Raw genomic sequence first — 18,580 nt, forward strand, 5'->3', positions numbered from 1 at the left:
TCTTGCTCTCCTTTGTGCGCGTCGGGTTCCAGGAGAGATATTCCTCCAAGCTTTCATATTTTACGATGATTTTACCAGTTGCAAGATGCGGCACCTTGAAATTCAGCCGAATACGGTAACGTAATAAACAATGAGCTGGCCTGTAACGCTTTTCGATTTCACCCTTCTGGCCCTTCGGGTTTGTCTTTCAGTGGCAGTCACCCTTCACGTTCTGAGGACGAAACAGAATACAGCGGCCTGTGCGGGATGGATCGGGGTGAGCTGGCTCATGCCGTTTTGCGGGGCGCTGCTCTATCTCATGTTCGGCATCAATCGCGTGCGGCGCCTTGCCCGTCGGTTGGCCAGCGATCATCGCTGGAGAGGGCGCGGGCTGGCCTATCAGGCGCAGCATCGGATGAAGGGCGATTTCGAGCCGCTTGCCCGGATGATCAGCAAGCTGACCGAGCGCCCTCTTCTGGGCGGCAATTCGGTCACCACGTTGCATGATGGCGATACGATTTATCCAAGAATGCTCGAGGATATTGCCTCGGCTCAGGTGTCTGTCCTGCTCTGTTCCTATATTTTCAGAGCTGACCGGATCGGTAACCAGTTTGTCGAGGCGCTGGCCACAGCTCAGGCACGCGGCGTTGCGGTACGGGTGCTCGTCGACGGAATTGGAGCAGGGTATTTTTCCTGCGGAATTGAAAAATCCCTGCGGCGTCGGGGGATCGTCTGTCAGCGTTTCATGCATTCGCTCCAGCCCTGGAAAATGCCGTTTATCAATCTGCGAAATCACCGCAAGATCCTGATCATCGATGGTCGGATCGGGTTTATGGGCGGTCTTAATATCGGTGAGGAAAATCTGCGTCGTCTCCGTACCAAACATCCCGTTGCCGACACGCATTTCCGCCTCGAAGGGCCGGTGGTGCATCAGCTGACCGAGGCTTTCGCGCGCGACTGGTCGTTTACTTGTGGCGAGCAACTCGATGGTGAGACCTATTTCCCCGATCTGGAGCGTCAGGGAGATATTCCGATGCGGGTGGTGACATCGGGGCCGGATAACGATCTGGAGAAAATCGAATTCTCCATGCTGCAGGCCATCGCGCTTTCGAGGCGCCATGTTCGGCTCATGACCCCCTATTTCCTGCCAAATGAACGGCTTGTTTCCGAGCTTTGCCTCGCTGCGCTCAGGGGGGTGACAATCGATATCATCGTGCCCAAGCGCAGCAATCATCGCCTGATCGATTATGCGCGTGATGCCAGTCTGGCCCCGTTCCTAAAGGCAGGATGTCATGTCTGGATGAGCAGCCCCCCATTCAACCACGCCAAGCTTCTTGTGGTCGATGAGGCCTGGTCTTTCGTCGGCAGCAGCAATATCGATGCGCGCAGCCTCAGGCTGAATTTCGAGATCAATCTGGAGATCTACAGCGAGTCTGTGGCGCAGGAGCTCAATGCTTTCATGGAGCGCCACCGTACCCGTCGCCTGACGCATCACGCACTCGACAGTATCAGCGCGGTTCGCAAGGTCCGGAACGCATCGGTCAGGCTCTTCAGCCCTTACCTTTGAGACTTTGCCTGTCTTTGAACTTCTGGAAAAAACTCCGATGCCGATCCGGGGCTTCGAGCTGGAGTGTCACGCGGATTGGGTGATGGTCGGAACTTTGATTGGGGAGAACCGCCGTCCCAAGGGGGGTCATGCCGCGCACGAGGCATCGATCGATCCGGATCGGGAGCATGTCCGCCATACGATGTGTCGCCGCCCTAGGGCCGACATCGTTAAAGCCAGGGAGAAGGGTTGGGCCGACCAGATTGAAGTCGCCCATCACGAGCGCATGGTGTCGCAGCATGGGGGCGATGCGACGAAGCTGGCGCCGGTTGAGAATCTGTCCGTGCGAGAGATGGACATTCGCGATCGAGAATGAGCTGAAATCGATGAGCTGCGCGGTGCGACGGACCATGAGACCCGAGGGGAGCGCACAGGAGACAGGCGCGCGGTTGAAGGGAAAGCGGCTCCAGCACGCGGTGCCGTGAATACGGTCGGGCAGGGGGATGCGGGCATAATGCCCTCCCAGAATCTCGGGCAGGCGGTCGAAGGTATCCACGGCTTCCTGCATCAGGAAGATGTCGGGCTGAACGCTCCTTGCGAGCTCGACGACTTCATCGAGGGGGGCGCCGACTGCACGCAGGAGGTTCCAGCTGAGGATGGTGAAGCTCTCGCCGATCTGTGGAACGGCGTGTTTTTCCGTCATTTTTGCAGAAGAAGAGGAGGATTCCTGTAGGGAGGAGGAGCTCATTGCTGAAGTTTCTTTTCGGTTTGATAGGCGCCACGAGCGAATTCGGTGGTCAGAGTATAGCCAACCCCCAGCAGTACCGGTCCCAGAAAGATTCCCAGGCCCCCAAGCGTGACGACGCCTCCCAGCACGCCTAGCACGGTAAGCAGATAGGGAAGTTGTGCGCCTCGCGCGATGAAAGCGGGCCGAATGATGTGATCGGCGCCCGAGATGAAGATGATACCGTATCCGGCGAGAAACAGACCCCAGCCGAGGTGATGATGCAAAGCCAGCCAGATCGCTGCGGGAGCCAGACGAGTGGGGCGCCGACAGGAAAGACAGCGACGAAGGCGGCAAACCCGCCGAGGAGGACGGGGGCAGGTACGCCTGAGATGAAAAGGCCGATCGAGGTCAGGACGCCCTGAACGATGGCCGTCCCCAGAATGCCGTAGACGGTGCCGCGTATCACGCTCCCGATGATTGTGATCAGCCGATCCGCATAGGTGCCGGTAATCCGGGTCAGGACGGCGTGGATGATTTTCCCCAGAGAATCGCCGCTGATCCAGAAAAACAGGGCGATGAAGAGCGCCATGACGAGTTCAGCAAGGCCACTCGCCATCTGCATCAGCGCCTTGAGCGCATAATGGGCGATCTGCCGGCATAGGGGTGGAGTGCCTCGCTCAGTCCGCTGACGTCGTGGTTCCAGTGAAGATAGGCGCTGGCAAGCTGCGGCCCGACTCCCGGGACGGAGGCCAGCCAGCCCGGCGCAGGATGGGTGCGGCTGAGGGCTTCGATCTCGGTGTTGATGCCGTCGATGATGAGCGGAAGGTCGGCGAGTCCTGTCGAGGTGAGCAGGGCGAGGGGCATGACGATGGCAATGGCACTGCCGATCATCATGATGACTGCCGCAAGCGCCGGACGCATGTGGCGTCTCAGTCTCTTGAAGAGCGGCCATGTGGTGAAAGTGAGGATGGCCCCCCACAGAATGGCAGAGAGAAACGGCCAGAGGACGACGCCGCAGCCATAGGCAACGCCTACCAGAAGCAAACCCAGCATGATGCGTTCGGTCGTCACAAAATCTCCTGTGGCCGCGTCTGACGCCAGTTGACCGGATGGTCCTTCTGACTGCTATCGTGCGGTTCTTAACCCGTTCCCGCAAGGTCCGTTCATGACGCTGCCTCCCCTCATCGACGTTTCGACCCTGATGGCACTTCCCGAAGCAGTATCGCTATCTCGACGCGTCGATCCTTCTTCCCGGACAGGAGGGTAACCCTGACGCGGCTTTTCATGAATTAGCGCTTCCCGACGCAAATCGTTTCCGCATCGACGAGATAAGCGAAGCGGCGGATACGCTCCCTCATATGGTTCCCGGAGCAGCCGTCTTTGCAGGGTTCATGACGCAGCTCGGGATTGAGCGAGAGACTGGTCTCGTCTTCTACGACCAGAAGGGCAGTGTCGGCGCCTGCCGGGCTCACTGGATGGCGTCTCTTTTCGGTCATGAGCGCGCTCATGTGCTCGATGGCGGGCTGGCGGCTCTGACTGAGGCGGGGGTTCTGCCTGACGCCCTTCCAAAGGCCGCATCGCCTTCAGATCGGCCGTATCTTACGCGACCCGTCTATGCCCTTTTGGCTGGCAAAGGCGACGTGCTGGCAGCATTGGACGACCCAGCGGCTCTCATCCTCGATGCGCGGAGCGCGGCGCGGTTTCATGCAAAGGTGCCAGAGCCGCGTCCCAATATGCGTGGTGGCCACATGCCGGGTGCCGCCAATCTGCCGTTTACCGCCGTATTGGACGAAGGAGGGCATTTTCTGGCCTCGCAGACGCTCTTTGACCTTTTGGGCGGTCTCGGTGCACGGGAGCGCCGGGTTATCGCGAGCTGCGGCTCGGGGCTGACCGCAGCCACGCTGACAATGGCGCTGCGTGTGGCAGGGCTCCCCGCAGGGCAATTATATGACGGCTCATGGGCTGAGTGGGGCAGCGATCCGACAACGCCCGTAACGGCCTCTTAGGAGACAAGATAGAGTGGACAATTCTGCAAAGCAGGTCACTTTCGGCTGGAAGCGCCTGTCCTCCCTGCTGGTACAGGGTGGTCGACCCGATCCCACACCCGAAGAAGGGGGCTTCGTCAACGGTCCTGTCACGAGAGGGTCCACCGTGCTCTTCCCCTCGCTCGAGGCGATGAACGAGCAGGGGCAGCGTACCTATGATCATGCTGCGATCTATGGTGCCATGGGCACACCGGTTCAGCACGAGCTTGAAAAACTCATCGCGCAGATCGAGGGAGGCTTGCACACGCAGGTGGTCTCTTCAGGGCTTGCGGCTTGTACTCTGCCGCTTCTGGCCTTTCTGAGCGCGGGCGACCATCTCCTGCTGCCTGACTCGGTCTATGGACCGACACGGCGCTTTGCGAGCACCATGCTGGCACGGATGGGTATTGAAACGACCTATTACGCACCGCTTGCCGATGAAGCGACGGTGACCGGGCTGATGCGCGAAAACACCCGCGTGGTCTTTGCCGAGAGTCCGGGCAGCCATACTTTCGAGGTTCAGGACGTGCCGATGCTCGCGCGTATCGCTCATGAGCGCGATGCGTTGCTCATGCTCGATAACACATGGGGTATCGGCATTTTTCAGCCCTTCCGTCACGGGGTCGATGTGTCGATCCAGGCATTGACGAAATATCCTGCCGGACATTCCGATGTCATTGCCGGTGCCATCACCGTCGCCGATGGCGCCCATTGGAAAGATCTGCGCGATTCAGCCATCCAGTTGGGTCAGCTCGCAGGCCCGGACGAGTGCTGGCTGACTCTGCGCGGACTTCGCACGATGGCAGTGCGCCTCGAGCGCCAGTCGCAATCGGCCTTGCTGGTGGCGCAATGGCTGCGTGGCCGCCCGGAAGTTGCCCGCGTCCTGCATCCGGCTTTCGAGGAATGCCCGGGTCACGAATTCTGGCGACGCGATTTCGAGGGGGCCAGCTCGCTTTTCGGGGTCGAATTGCGGGCCGATCTCACGGTGGGTGCCATGCGTGACATGATCGATGCTCTGGCGCTCTTCGGCATCGGGGCCTCCTGGGGCGGGTATGAAAGCCTCGTTCTGCCGACGACGGGTGGCGTGAGACGCTCCTTGCCCAATGCAATGCCGGAAGGGCCGACATTCAGGCTCCATATCGGTCTCGAAGATCCGAATGACCTGATCGGCGATCTTGAAGGCGGGTTTGAAGTCTTGCGCGCCTCGCTCGCCGGTTGAGCTGGCGGGGCTAGCGGAGCCTGAAGCCAAGCGCCTCACGCAGATGCAAGGCGCTGACGGCTTCAGCTGCATCGAGATCGGCAATACTGCGTGAGACACGGAGCAGACGCGTGAGGCCGCGGGCGGAAAGACGCAGCTTTTCGCCCGCTTCGCTCACAAGATTTCGAGCGTCGTGTTCGAGTGTGATCGAAGTCGCGCTGACCTGAGCATTCGGAACGCCCTGGCGTGCGATCTGTCTCGATCTGGCGGCGCAAACGCGGTTGCGCACAACGGCGCTCGGTTCACCTGCCGGGGCAGTCATCATGTCGAGTGGTGGGACGGGGGTCACGAAAAGCGAGAGGTCGATGCGGTCGAGCATCGGGCCGGAAATACGCGAGAGATAGTCTTCTCCGCATTGCGGTGCTTTACGGCAGGCTCGGCTGGCATCGCCGAGATAGCCGCAACGGCAGGGATTCATGGCCGCGATAAACTGAAAACGTGAGGGATACAGCACCGTCTGTTTGGCGCGCGCCACGGTAATTGCCCCAGTTTCCAGCGGCTGACGCAGGGATTCGAGGCAGGCACGCGAGAATTCGGGCAATTCGTCCAAAAACAGCACACCGTTATGGGCGAGGCTCACCTCGCCCGGTCGGGAGCGGGTACCCCCACCGACGAGAGCGGGAAGGGTGGTCGAATGATGGGGGGCGCGAAAGGGAGGCTGGGTGACCAGAAGACTGCCACTGGCCTGACCGCCGAGACTATGTATGCGACTACATTGCAGGATCTGCTCATGGGTCAGATCGGGCAGGATCGATGGCAGGCACTGGGCAAGCATGGATTTTCCTGCACCGGGAGGCCCCGTCATGAGCAGGGAATGGGCGCCACAGGCAGCGATTTCGAGGGCGCGACGACCCATCTCCAATCCTCTGATCTCTGAGAGATCGGCCAGAGGAGGCGGCGCGTCTATCCTTTCGAGTTCAGGTGGCGACAGGACATGATCGCCATTGAAATGGGCGAGCAGGGCACGCAGCGTGTCAGGTGCCAGGATATCCAATGCATCGCTGGCCCATCGCGCTTCCTGCGCCTGCTGCTTCGGGCAGATCAGCCGAGTTGCAGGGTGAGAGTCTCAAGTGCGGCGGAGAGCACGCCGCCTGTCGCCTGCAGGCGACCATCGAGCGAGAGTTCACCGATGGCGGCATAAGCGGCGATGGCTTCATGCGAGAAAATCCCCATCGCCGTCATGATCGCCAGCGCGATGGGCAGGTCGAAATGCGAGCCTTCCTTGGGCAGGTCGGCTGGTACCAGATTGATGAGGATACGCTTGGGAGGCAGAGCCAGGCCCAGAGCGGCGAGGGCAGCGCGGACACGCTCACGTGCCTCGCCGACGGTCTTGTCAGGCAAGCCGACAATGATAAAGGCCGGGAGGCCGGACGAGATCTGAATCTCGACCGTGACAGGTATTGCGTCGATCCCCGCGAAGGCGAAGCTCTGAACTCTGGCGATCGACGAAGAAAAAGAGGACACGGCACCCACTAATGTCAGGAACAGACCTCTCTGTTCCTAACGATTACCGGGGTTTCGTCAATAATTCATTAACCTGTTCAGCGTTGATAGATCAGGCGTGCGCGCATTGTACCGTCGAGGTCCCGCAGACGTGACAGCAGACGGGTTTCGAGTTCGCCATCCGGTCCGGAATCGATCTCGACGACCACATAGCCAACTTCGCCGTCAGTCTGGAGATATTGTGCGACGATGTTGCACTCTTCGCTCGAGAAGATCTCGTTGATCTGACGCAGAATTCCGGGGCGGTTTTCATGGACATGCATGAAGCGCGTGCCACGGGGCCGCTCAGGCAGCTGCACGGGAGGGAAATTGACGGCGCCGAGGGTCGAGCCAACGTCGGAATATTCGACGAAGCGCTTGGCGACTTCAACGCCAATGCGTTCCTGCGCTTCCATGGTCGAGCCGCCGATATGCGGGGTCAGCAGAACATTGGGCAGGCCCTGCAGGGGCGAGACAAAGCTCTCACCGGCGCCTTTCGGCTCCTTGGGGAATACATCGACGGCGGCACCCATCAGATGGCCGTCGCGCAGTGCAGCGGCGAGGGCATCGATCTCGACTACCGTCCGCGTGCGTTGTTGAGCAGGATCGAATTCGGCTTCATGGCGCGGATTTCAGCCTCGCCGATCATGTTCCGGGTCTCATCCGTCTGGGGAACGTGCAGACTGACAATGTCAGACTGTCCGAGAAGGTCCTGAAGCGTTGCGACCGGTGTCGCATTGCCGTGCGGAAGCTTGTCCATCGTGTCGTAATAAATGACGCGCAGACCGAAGGCTTCTGCCAAAACGGAAAGCTGCGAGCCGATCGACCCATAACCGACGATACCGAGCGTCTTGCCGCGCACTTCCCACGCATTGACAGCCGATTTGTCCCAGCCGCCGGCATGGCATTGCTCGGAGCGTGAGGGGATGCGGCGCAGCAGCATCACAATCTCGCCCATGACGAGCTCGGCGACCGAGCGCGTGTTGCTGAAGGGAGCGTTGAAAACCGGGATGCCTGCCATGCGCGCCGCATTGAGATCGACCTGGTTGGTGCCAATGCAGAAGCAGCCAATCGCCATCAGGCGGTCAGCCGCCTCGATGACCGGTGCGGTGAGCTGGGTGCGGGAGCGGATCCCCACCATATGGACGCCCTTGAGCGCCTCTGTCAGGGCCTCGCCTTCGAGCGCTGTCTTGACACGGGTAACCTGACGATAACCCTGCGCGGCAAGATGCTGCGCTGCGCTCTCGTGGATCCCTTCGAGCAGAAGGATCCGAATGCGGTCTTTGGGGAGAGAAAACGAGGCTTCCATGTCTGGCTCCTGTCAGCGGCGCAAATCCGAAGAGCGGTGCTAGCCTATCCTCAGGTCAGGGGGAAGGGCGAAGGCTTGTGATCGCGGCCTCCAGCAGCCCCTTGTGACCGCATGCCAGAACCGTTCCATCGCTCTCCAGCGTCAGCGGTGCGCCCTGCCAGTCACTCATGACACCTCCGGCGCCTGTGACGACCGGTACCAGAGCACCCCAATCCCACGGTTTCATCGTGCATTCGGCAATCAGGTCGATCTGTCCCAGAGCAAGCAGACCATAACCATAAGCGTCGCCGCCCCAGCTCGTGCGTCGCGTGGCAGCCTTCAAACGGGCAAAACGGGCATCATAGGGCGCGATCAGCATGTCTGGCGACGTGCAGGAGAGCTCAGCATCTGCCAGAGTCGCGCAGGCGCGCGTGCCGATCCTGCCCGGCATCGCCGTCGATTCAAAGCGGGTCGGTAGGCCGTCGACCCCGATCCAGCGCTCCTGCGTGAAGGGTTGATCGATGATCCCGATGACCGGTCTGCCTTTGTGAAAAAGGGACACGAGAGTCGCAAAGCTCGGACGGCCTGTGATGAAGGCGCGGGTCCATCGATGGGGTCGATCACCCAGACCCAGTCTCCCGTAACGCCGGAGAAGCCAAACTCCTCTCCTATGATCGCATGATCGGAATGCCGCGTTGCGATCAACGTCCTAATGGCGGTTTCCGCCTCCCTATCGGCGCGCGTGACAGGACTCTCGTCGTTCTTGTCGTCAACGGTGAGGCCGGAACGGAAATGGGGGGCAACAGCCTGCCGGGCATGGTCGGCGCAGAGCAGCGCGGTTTGAAGGCAGGTGGTGAGCTCGGGCTGGGAAGGCATGGGCATGATCCGGGGCAGAAGGGACGCTGGAGGACGTGAGTGACGGGAAGATTGACGCATCAGGGGGGGTGCGGCATGTCTCAACCTGCTTTGCAGCCCTCACCAGATTAAGTGGAAAGCCTGCTTTTACCTTATGAACCCGATTATCGTCATCCCATCGCGTCTCGCCTCGACGCGTCTGCCTAACAAGCCTTTGGCGGAGATCGATGGCAAGCCCATGATTCTTCACGTGGCCTTGCGGGCGAAAGCGGCTCAGCTTGGGCCCGTGCTTGTCGCCTCGGGGGATTCAGCCATTCTGGACGCCCTTTCTGGCCATGACATCAAGGGCGTGTTGACCGACCCGGCGCTGCCGAGCGGGTCTGACAGGTTCATGCCGCGTTGCAGGATTTCGATCCGGACGGCTATCATGATGTGGTGATCAACCTGCAGGGAGATTTGCCCCTGATCGATCCGGACAGTCTTGCTCGTGCCCTTCGCCCGGTGACGGAAGCGTCTTACGATATCGGGACACTTGTCGCACCCGTCGAGACCGAGGAAGAGGCCAACCGGGAGTCGGTGGTCAAGGCAGCGTGCAGCTTTGCCGGGGAGGGCGATGTGGCCCGGGCTCTTTATTTCTCGCGCCGGGCCATCCCTTGGGGAGCAGGGCCGCTCTGGCATCATGTCGGGGTTTACGTCTGGCGCCGTGAGGCTCTGGCGCGTTTTGTCTCTCTTGATCCGTCGCCTCTCGAAAAGCGTGAGTCGCTGGAGCAGCTGCGTGCTCTGGAAGCCGGGATGACAATCGGGTGCGTCGCGATTGACGAGGCCCCTCTGGGCGTCGATACGCCGGAAGATCTAATTCGAGTACGTCAGGCTCTTTCGCTTTCATGACCCAAATCATTGCTTTCCAGGGACGCCCGGGCGCCTATTCCGACCTCGCGTGCCGAACGGCACGTCCCGGCTGGCAGACTCTGCCTTGCCCCAGCTTTCAGGCGGCCATCGATGCGGTGCGCGAGGGGCGGGCGACCGTTGGTATGCTGGCCTGCGAGAATTCGCTCGCCGGACGCGTGCCGGAAATTCATGCCCTGCTGCCCGAAGCGGGGTTGCCGATTATCGGCGAGCATTTTGAGCGCGTTGAGCATTGTCTGGTCGCGTTGCCGGGAACCAGAATTGAGGATCTGCGCCGTATCCACACCCATCCAGTCGCGCTGGGTCAGATACGCCAGTTGATCAGCGAGCTCGGGATCGAGGCATGTTCAGCCTTCGATACGGCCGGTGCCGCTGAAATGGTTGTGAAATGGCAGTCCCGCGAGGATGGAGCGGTTGCTTCCTCACTCGCAGCAGAGCTGAACGGGCTTGAGATCCTGCGTGCCAATGTCGAAGACGCTGCCCACAACACGACACGGTTCTACCTCGTCGCGCGGGAGGCTGTCTGGCCATCCGCAGATGCAGAGCGTGTCATGACCACGCTGGTCTTCCGCGTGCTCAACCGGCCTGGAGCGCTTTACGAAGCTCTTGGCGGCTTTGCGGAGAACGGCGTGAATATGACGCGCCTCGAAAGTTACATGAGCCCCGGGACCCTCACGGCGACGGGGTTTCTGCTCGATGTTGAAGGGCATCCTGAACAGCCCGCTTTGAAACGGGCTCTCTCGGTCCTGCAGGGATGCAGCGAGAATATTTCGGTTCTGGGCGTCTATCCGGGTAGCCCCTCACGATATCCTGAATAGTGAGGGGCTGAATGGCGAGTAATGCGGCGTTATCCATTTGACAGCGCTGTGCAGAGTTCTATTTAGCAGCAGGTTTGTTGAAGACGGCAGGTGGGGGCCATGGCACGGAACAAGGATTTCAACGGGTCTCTGACCGCGCTGCTGACGCCCTTTCGCGATGACGGAACGGTCGATCTCGCCGCGCTGGAACGGTTCATTGACTGGCAAATCGATCAGGGAACGGCAGGTCTCATCCCGGCGGGGACGACGGGCGAAAGCCCGACCCTGACGCATGATGAACACGCTCTGGTTGTAGCTCATACGGTCAAGATATCGGGTGGTCGTGTGCCAGTGATGGCTGGAGCTGGCTCGAACAGCACGCACGAAGCGATTGGTATGGCTCGCCATGCCAAGGCCGTGGGGGCCGATGCTCTGTTGGTGGTGGCACCCTATTACAACAAACCGACACAGGAAGGGCTCTACCGGCACTTCATGCTTGTCGCCGATGCGACGGATCTGCCGCTCTACGTTTATAATGTTCCCGGGCGTTCGGTCGTGGAAATTCTGCCCGAAACCATGGCGCGTCTCGCGCAGCACCCCAATATCGTCGGAACCAAGGATGCCACAGCCAATCTGTCGCGTCCGCTTCAGCTTCGACAGCTCCTGGGAGACCAGCCTTCACATTGCTGACGGGCGATGACGGGACAACGGTGTCGTTCCTCGCAACTGGCGGGCATGGCTGCATCAGCGTGACGGCGAATATCGCGCCGCGACTCTGTGCCGATATGCATGAGCCTGGCAGGCTGGTGACGCGGCCAAAGCTATGGAAATCCAGCAGAAGCTGACGCCTTTGCATGACGCCATGTTCTGTGAGAGCAATCCCGGCCCAGTCAAATACGCGGCGTCGCGTCTGGGGCTTTGCACCCCTACTGTTCGCTTGCCTCTGTGCGAACCGGGCGACGCTTCGCGCGCTTTCATTGATGAGGCCCTTAAGAAGACGGGTCTGTCAGGATAAATTGTGGCTGAAAAGAAAAAATCCGGTCTGATTTCGCATGGCATCGCCTCGCAAAACAGAAAAGGCCGGTTCAACTATTCCATTCTCGAGACTGTCGAAGCGGGGATCGTCCTCAAGGGTCCTGAGGTCAAAAGCCTCCGCATGGGCCGGGCAACGATCAATGAAGCCTATGCTGGCGAGCGCAACGGCGAAATCTGGCTTCTGAATTCCTATATTCCTGAATATCAGGGCGGGGTTCTCTCCCGGTTCGACACGCGTGCGCCGCGCAAGCTTCTTCTGCACAAGAAACAGGTCGACCACCTTCTGGGTGCTGTGTCGCGGTCAGGGGCGTCTCTGGTCCCGCTCGATATTCATTTCAACAAGCGGGGCGTTGCCAAGCTGACGCTTGGGCTGGGTCAGGGACGGAAGAAGGAAGACAAACGTCACGCGATTGCCGAGCGTGACTGGCAGCGCGACAAGGCGCGCCTCCTGAGAAGCAAAGGCAAGGATTACTGAGAAGAGTCTGGCGTTTCAGTGGCCGACCCAGTTCCAGGAATTTCGAGGTTTCCCGAAAGCCATGCTGTCACGCAGCATGGCTTTTTTTATACAATTTCTCGGATAATTTGTCTTCCGTAACGATGCTCGCGACACCTGTCGCAGGCATTAGCCTACGTTTTTATCGGCAGTCTTCGCCGGAAAAAGGCCACAAAAAACCCGGCACAAAGGCCGGGTTTTCTCGGAAATCAGCGCGCCGATCAGGCGAGGTTGATGTCGGCAGCCTCGGGGCCCTTCTGGCCCTGAACAACCTTGACATCGACAGCCTGGCCTTCGTTGAGGCTGGACAGACCCGAACGCTCCAGAGCGGAAGCGTGGATGAAGATGTCCTTGCCGCCGTTTTCCGGCGTGATGAAGCCGAAGCCCTTTGTGGAGTTGTACCACTTCACGATGCCACGCAGCTCCTGAGCGTGCGACAGGTCAGGGGCCGGACGAGCCGGACGTCCACCGCCACCGAAAGCAGGGCGCGGGCCAGCCGGGTTGAAGGCAGCGCGCGGACGCGGGGCTTCTTCGGTGCTCGTATCGACCGTGAGAACCTCAGCAACCTGACGGCCCTTGGGGCCCTGGCCGATGCGGACGTTCAGCGTGGCGCCAGGATTGACGCTGGTATGGCCTGCGCTGGACAATGCGTTTGCGTGAAGGAAAACGTCACCTGATCCATCAGACAGCTCGACAAAGCCGAAGCCCTTTTCGCTGTTGAACCATTTGACGCTGGCGCCGACTTCAGGGCCTGACGCCAGAACCTGGGGGCCGCCCGAAGGGGGACGACGATTTTGTACTCCGCCGCGATCCGCGCCGAAGGAGGGGGTCATGAAATCGTCATCGAATCCGCCGCGGCGCGGGGAACGTGGGCTGCGGTCGGTACGGTTGCTTCTCAACGGTCTAATCCCGGGATCTAAACGGTGATTCATCTGCGTGAGAATCACCAGTGTTGTAAGTCGAAACGATGTGCACAGCCTCGCCGCGAATATCGGAGAGGCTTTTGTCCACAAGGGGTTTCATGCAAAGCCTAACACGGTTTTTTCAAACTATGCCACTGGAAAACGTGGCTGATTACAACGATTTTCTTTAGATCGCTTTTTTATGAGCAGAACCTCTTCTCGAAGCCTGTCATCACTGTTTTCTGATAGGCGGAATGAGCTAAGGTGGTAACCTAGTATTTCAGAAAGGGATGGAATTGCGCTGTTCAAAGTCGCGCTGGCCAAATGCCAGGCAGGTCACGACAGGATCGCTCTCGGCTCTCGGAGTCGTGCTCGCTGGCGCTTCTGCGGCCCACGCAACCCCGAAGCAGGATCCCTACGGGACCTGGACACTCCAGGGTGAAAACGATGCGGTTTCGACGCTCAAGGGAACGTCGGACCAGTATTATACCTCTGGTCTTCGTTTCAACTGGACATCGGGGACGGATAATCTTCCCAAGCCTTTCGCCGATGTGAACCGCTTCCTGCTGGGCGAGGGTATGCAGCGCATCAGCTCGGGGTGCAGCAGATCATCAACACGCCTCGCGATACCCAGAGTGCGTCGCTGCCCGCAGGGGATCGCCCTTATTCCGGTCTGCTGCTTGGGACGGTCAATTTCATCAATGACACGGATCTTTCCCGGAGCGTTGCCGGTATCCAGTTCGGCGTGATGGGACCTGCCGGTCTTGGCCGTCAGCTTCAGAACGGGTTCCACGGCGCCATCGGCGATACGAAAAATCGCGGCTGGGGCACACAGCTGGCCAACCAGCCGATCTTTCAGATTCAGGCAGGACGCATCTGGCGTCTTCCGGTTGTGAATCTCTACGGGATCAGTGCCGATGTGCTGCCCGCCGTCTCGGGTGCAGCGGGTGATTACCGCACCTATGCCGATGTCGCAGGAACGTTCCGCATCGGTCAGGGTCTGGATAGCGATTTCGGTAACTCGACAATCGGGCCGGGCTTGATGGGACAGATGCTTATGTCGCGACCAGACCCGTCGCCTGGTATCTCTATGGGGGTGTCGAAGGTCAGGCTGTCGCTTATGATGCGACCCTTCAGGGTAATACGCTGCGGAGCAATTCACCGCATGTCAGCAAAAACTGGGATGTCGGTATGATCCACGCCGGCGTTGCCGTGATGTGGCATGGCGTCCGCCTGTCCTATAGCCAGAACTGGCAGACGGCTCAATTCAACACAGCCAAGGCCGGTCTCTTCAACTACGGATCGCTGAAGCTCTCGGTCAAGTTCTGAGAGCGCGCAGCGACCTGCGACTTATTGACCAAAACCTGACTGCATCATGCGGTTAGACATCGTCGAAAACCCCATGCATTCTCGAGGGAAGCATGGGGTTTTGATTCGCCTGAGTTTTTACAGGTAATCCTCTGTCGGCACGCCGAGGAGATAACCCTGCACCTCTTCACATCCGTAAGAGTCGAGGAAGGCCATCTGACGCTCCGTCTCGACGCCCTTGGCGCAGCAGGAAATACCGAGTCGCCGCGCCATCTGGATCGTCTGCCCCATGACCTCATTGACGCGGCGATCGTCATTCAGGCGCTGCATGAATGAGCGATCGAACTTGATCTGATCGACCGGGAAATTCGCCAGACGCTCAAGCGAAGAATAACCAGCACCAAAATCGTCAAGAGCGACATGGACGCCGAGTGCGCGTAGACGTGACAGCTCCTGATAGGCGATGTCACGTGGGCCGAACGGTCGCTTTTCGGAGAGTTCGATCTGAAGTCGTTCTGGTGCGAGACCTGTTTGTTGCAGAATTGCCTCGACCATGCCTGAGAGATGACGTTTTGCGAGCCAGGTAGGAGAGATATTGACGCACACGCGAAGTGGGTGACTCCACTCGACCGCAGTCCGACACGCTGTTTCAAGGCTCCACTGATCGATTTTCTCAATGAGTCCGCCATTTTCGGCGCATTGAATGAACATATCCGGTGGCACCTGCCCACTGCCGGGACGCTCCCACCGAAGAAGGGCCTCAAGGGCGACCACTGTCTGAGTGCCGGACGCGATAATCGGCATCCAGTTAAGAGAAAGTTCGTTACGGTCGATTGCTTGCATGAGGTCGCGCTCAAGACCTGACGTCCCGACAAGAGCCGCGATACTGGTCAGGCTTGCCCGTCTTTCATGTGCGCCACCGTGTTGCCGAACCTCTGCCATGCAGCGTCGACAGCTTGCAAAAGGGCTGCCGTAGACGCGCCATCATCAGGGTAAAGAGCCCAACCGATGGAAAACGACGCCTGGATCTCAGTGTCGTCGACCTTGATGGACACGGCTAATGCCTGGCGGATGGTGGCAATAAGAGTGCGGGATGTCACCAGAGAAAGGCCTGGTGGCGAGACCACCAAAAAGTTGCCGCCACCCGCATAACTCAGAAAGGCCTGACGCGGCAGCACATCCTGGATACGGCCGATGGCTTCGTCGATAATAAAATTGGACGTTTCCCACCCATGTTGCAGATTCAGGGTGCTCAGATGGTCGAGGTCGATCTTCATGACCGCAAAGCTTGTTTTGCGGATCTCGGCCGCTCCAGACTCGATCATATGTTCGATGTGAGCGGCGCAGAGCCCGCGGTCGGGAAGATCGGGGCGGCGGGTTTGCTGCGGTTGATTGCGGAAAATCGTGCGGGCGCAGACGGCCAGGTAGTGAGCGAGCTCGCGCAATTCCCTCTCATTCTGGTTCGGTGGGAGAGTCGCAGAAAGCCTCAGTTCATCATCGAGCGCGAGATCGAATTCATAGCCGTTATCGGTTCGCGTCAGAGAAAAAGGATGCTCGTTATCGCGGTTCGCGTCGGACGCCGGTGACAGGCCTGTTCCGGCGTCTGGTCCTTCTTGCGTGATGTCCACAAGGGTGTTCGACCCGTCATGGCCGCTGACGCGGATCGATGAGGCGCTTAACAGCCGGCGCGCGATTTCAAGTATCGCTGTTTGCGGCTGAAGCTGTTTGGATAGTGACATAACGCCTCTCTTCAACAGGGATATCCGCTTATGAAAGACAAAGCAGGCTGGGGCAATCATGACCCTAACGCGGCGGGGAATTCAATCACCCTGTTATTTCATATATTTAAATAAGAGGGTGATTTTTCGGTCATCAACAGTTTATCCCGAACGATTGATACGTTTCATGTCATGGCGGTCGAAAATCTGTAATAAGATTGGTAATTCTGGTCTCAGAGTAGTCAATGTTTTTGATTTTTCTGTAATCATCAAGGTATCGCGATGAGCTTCTTGCAGAAGAAGTTCTGCATTGACGCCTTCTGTGAGGCGGAATAGCGGAAGGCCGGATTGACGGTTCCCCGCGAGATCGCCACCGCCTCGCACCGAAAAGTCCCGTTCTGCAATCAAAAAGCCGTCTTCAGTCTCTCGCAGAAGGGACAGACGCTCCTTACCGGTCGCCCCGGTCGCATCATCATAGATCAGCAGGCAGTAAGAGGCGGTCGCTCCGCGGCCGACTCTTCCGCGAAGCTGATGCAGTTGGGCGAGGCCGAAACGTTCCGCATGCTCGATGACCATGACCGAGGCATTGGGGATGTCGACGCCGACTTCAATGACGGTTGTGGCAACGAGGAGGCGTGTCTCACCCAGTCTGAACCTGTCCAGTTCTGTCTGTCTTTGTGCAATTTCCTGTCTGCCATGGGCCAGCCCGACTGGGACGGAGAGGCGTTGCGCAAGGTCGCCCCAGCGCGCTTCCGCAGCCGCGACGTCGAGCACGTCGCTTTCTTCGACCAAAGGACAGACCCAGAAGACCTGCGCACCTCGTTGCAGAATGCGCGTAATGCCCGAGATCACCTCTTCCAGCGTGGAGAGTGGATGAAGCGACGTCTGAATGGGCTTTCTGCCTGGAGGTTTCTCGTCCAGGCGGCTTACGCTCAGATCGCCCCACTGGGTCAGGAGCAGGGTACGGGGAATCGGTGTGGCAGTCATGACGAGGATATCGGTCTGACTGCCTTTGAGCCCAGCATCGTCCGTTGAGCGACACCAAAACGGTGTTGCTCATCGATGACGGCCAGAGCCAGATCCTGAAACACCACTTTTTCCTGAAACAGGGCGTGGGTTCCCACGATGAGTCGGGCGGTGCCGTCGGCAATGGAGTCGAGGGCAAGCCGGCGCGCCTTTCCTTTGACGCTGCCAGAAAGATAGACGCATTCAACACCCGACAGGCGGGAGAGCGTCTCGAAATGCTGGCTGGCAAGAATTTCAGTCGGTGCCATCAGTGCTGCTTGTGCGCCACATTCCACGGCGCGCAGCATGGCCATCAGAGCGACGAGTGTCTTGCCCGAGCCGACATCGCCTTGGAGCAGGCGCATCATGGGAATAGGGGCAGCAAGGTCGGTATCGATTTCAGCCAGAGCCCGGGATTGTGCGCCGGTGGGCTTGTGGCCGAAGCGCTCCAGCGCCGCCTTTCGCAGTGACCCATCGCCCGTCAGCGCTCGCCCTGTCTGGGTGCGGGCTTCGAGCCGCGCCATGGCGAGGGCGAGCTGATCGGCAAGGCATTCGTCATAGGCAAGACGCTCGCGCGCCAGCAAAGCCTTGCCTGACCAGCTTGCATCGCTGCTTTCAGGAGGGCGGTGCAGCATGTTCAGCGCAGCGCCAAACCCCGGCCAGTCGTGATGGACCAGACGTTCGGGAGAAATCCACTCAGGGAGCGGCGGGATCAGATCCAGCGCCTTATGCATGGCGCGTCGCATTACGGAGGTGAACAGCCCTGCTGTGAGGGGCCAGACCGGATCGATTGCCGGGATTGAGCTGCGCCGTGCCCAGCCGACCATATAATCGGGATGCGGCATGGTCAGAGAAAGACCGTAGCGTTCAAGCTTGCCGGAGACGGCCAGTTCGTCGCCGATGGCGACCGAGCGGATGAAGGCCTGATGGAAAAACAGAATGTCGACTTCATCTGTGTCGTCACAGGCGCGGATGCGGAAGGGCTGGCGCGAGCGAGTGGGGGAGGTGATGTCGAGCACACGCAGTTTTGCCGTCAATGTAGCGCCGGGCACGAGGTTCTGGCGTGCTTCACGCAGGGTAAGAACCGTGCGCCTGTCGGTGTAGCTCGTCGGCAGCGTGAACAGGAGATCGATCACGCGAGGGCCCAGCGCGACCTTTCGCAGCAGATCGGCGTAGCGGGGGCCAATGCCGGGCAGTGTCGCCAGCGGGGCCAGAAGGGGAGAAATCCTCGTTAACTCTGGGGACATGACCTTCGCG

General features: G+C 59.5%; 9 protein-coding genes and 9 pseudogenes. 9 read left to right on the forward strand and 9 right to left on the reverse strand.

Annotated features, from left to right (window positions below):
• Positions 1 to 130: 130 nt before the first annotated feature.
• Complete coding sequence (gene cls / locus JCM15831_RS02830) at positions 131 to 1,546, forward strand: cardiolipin synthase (RefSeq protein ID WP_025822580.1); 1,416 nt, start codon at positions 131 to 133, stop codon at positions 1,544 to 1,546.
• Here the strand turns inward: cls and JCM15831_RS02835 are convergent.
• Positions 1,530 to 2,273 (reverse strand): endonuclease/exonuclease/phosphatase family protein, encoded by a 744-nt coding sequence (locus JCM15831_RS02835; protein ID WP_156938719.1) that lies wholly within the window; start codon positions 2,271 to 2,273, stop codon positions 1,530 to 1,532. The two genes, cls and JCM15831_RS02835, sit on opposite strands and share 17 nt — an antisense overlap.
• A pseudogene (locus JCM15831_RS23840) lies at positions 2,270 to 3,305 on the reverse strand (AI-2E family transporter). Before JCM15831_RS23840 ends, JCM15831_RS02835 begins: the two are co-directional and overlap by 4 nt.
• A gap of 305 nt (positions 3,306 to 3,610) precedes the next feature.
• Here JCM15831_RS23840 and JCM15831_RS16165 point away from each other — a divergent pair.
• Positions 3,611 to 4,258, forward strand: a complete 648-nt coding sequence (locus JCM15831_RS16165; protein WP_232227961.1) for a sulfurtransferase — start codon at positions 3,611 to 3,613, stop codon at positions 4,256 to 4,258.
• A 13-nt stretch (positions 4,259 to 4,271) separates the two neighbouring features.
• On the forward strand, positions 4,272 to 5,495 hold the full coding sequence (gene metC, locus JCM15831_RS16170; RefSeq protein ID WP_035773745.1) for a cystathionine beta-lyase: 1,224 nt from the start codon (positions 4,272 to 4,274) through the stop codon (positions 5,493 to 5,495).
• Between the two features lie 10 nt (positions 5,496 to 5,505).
• On the opposite strand, the pseudogene JCM15831_RS16175 reads toward metC, so the two are convergent.
• From JCM15831_RS16175 to JCM15831_RS16185, 3 pseudogenes are all read right to left on the reverse strand, one after another.
• Positions 5,506 to 7,007, reverse strand: a pseudogene (locus tag JCM15831_RS16175) (YifB family Mg chelatase-like AAA ATPase).
• A gap of 68 nt (positions 7,008 to 7,075) precedes the next feature.
• Positions 7,076 to 8,325, reverse strand: a pseudogene (serA, locus tag JCM15831_RS16180) (phosphoglycerate dehydrogenase).
• Positions 8,326 to 8,380: 55 nt separating this feature from the next.
• Positions 8,381 to 9,180: pseudogene (locus tag JCM15831_RS16185) on the reverse strand (inositol monophosphatase family protein).
• Positions 9,181 to 9,313: 133 nt separating this feature from the next.
• On the opposite strand from JCM15831_RS16185, the pseudogene JCM15831_RS16190 reads away from it, so the two are divergent.
• From JCM15831_RS16190 to smpB, 4 genes and pseudogenes are all read left to right on the forward strand, one after another.
• Positions 9,314 to 10,047, forward strand: a pseudogene (locus tag JCM15831_RS16190) (3-deoxy-manno-octulosonate cytidylyltransferase).
• Entirely contained in the window at positions 10,044 to 10,883 is an 840-nt protein-coding gene (locus JCM15831_RS02875) for a prephenate dehydratase (protein WP_025822582.1), read from the forward strand. The pseudogene JCM15831_RS16190 and the gene JCM15831_RS02875 overlap by 4 nt, the downstream one beginning before the upstream one ends.
• A gap of 99 nt (positions 10,884 to 10,982) precedes the next feature.
• Positions 10,983 to 11,877 (forward strand): annotated as a pseudogene (gene dapA / locus JCM15831_RS16195) (4-hydroxy-tetrahydrodipicolinate synthase).
• Positions 11,878 to 12,372 (forward strand): SsrA-binding protein SmpB, encoded by a 495-nt coding sequence (gene smpB / locus JCM15831_RS02885; protein ID WP_025822583.1) that lies wholly within the window; start codon positions 11,878 to 11,880, stop codon positions 12,370 to 12,372.
• 239 nt (positions 12,373 to 12,611) lie between these two features.
• Here smpB and JCM15831_RS23225 read toward each other — a convergent pair whose 3' ends face one another.
• The gene (locus JCM15831_RS23225; protein WP_025822584.1) at positions 12,612 to 13,289 is read right to left on the reverse strand and encodes a cold-shock protein; all 678 of its coding nucleotides are present in this window, start codon (positions 13,287 to 13,289) and stop codon (positions 12,612 to 12,614) included.
• A gap of 293 nt (positions 13,290 to 13,582) precedes the next feature.
• On the opposite strand from JCM15831_RS23225, the pseudogene JCM15831_RS16205 reads away from it, so the two are divergent.
• Together JCM15831_RS16205 and JCM15831_RS23230 are read left to right on the forward strand one after the other, a co-directional pair.
• Positions 13,583 to 14,487, forward strand: a pseudogene (locus JCM15831_RS16205) (lipid A deacylase LpxR family protein).
• A pseudogene (locus JCM15831_RS23230) lies at positions 14,415 to 14,621 on the forward strand (lipid A-modifier LpxR family protein); the annotation flags it as partial. The pseudogenes JCM15831_RS16205 and JCM15831_RS23230, both read left to right, overlap by 73 nt.
• 117 nt (positions 14,622 to 14,738) lie before the next feature.
• On the opposite strand, the gene JCM15831_RS19865 reads toward JCM15831_RS23230, so the two are convergent.
• The 3 genes and pseudogenes from JCM15831_RS19865 to recG all read right to left on the reverse strand — a co-directional run bounded on the left by JCM15831_RS19865 (position 14,739) and on the right by recG (position 18,570).
• Positions 14,739 to 15,542, reverse strand: coding sequence for an EAL domain-containing protein (locus JCM15831_RS19865; protein ID WP_084490524.1), 804 nt, complete (start codon positions 15,540 to 15,542; stop codon positions 14,739 to 14,741).
• Positions 15,491 to 16,339, reverse strand: coding sequence for a GGDEF domain-containing protein (locus tag JCM15831_RS19870; protein ID WP_051528270.1), 849 nt, complete (start codon positions 16,337 to 16,339; stop codon positions 15,491 to 15,493). The genes JCM15831_RS19865 and JCM15831_RS19870 overlap by 52 nt, the downstream gene beginning before the upstream one ends.
• A gap of 141 nt (positions 16,340 to 16,480) precedes the next feature.
• Positions 16,481 to 18,570, reverse strand: a pseudogene (recG, locus tag JCM15831_RS16215) (ATP-dependent DNA helicase RecG).
• Positions 18,571 to 18,580: the final 10 nt, after the last annotated feature.

It is taken from the genome of Asaia astilbis JCM 15831, assembly GCF_000613845.1.
Taxonomy (GTDB): domain Bacteria; phylum Pseudomonadota; class Alphaproteobacteria; order Acetobacterales; family Acetobacteraceae; genus Asaia; species Asaia astilbis.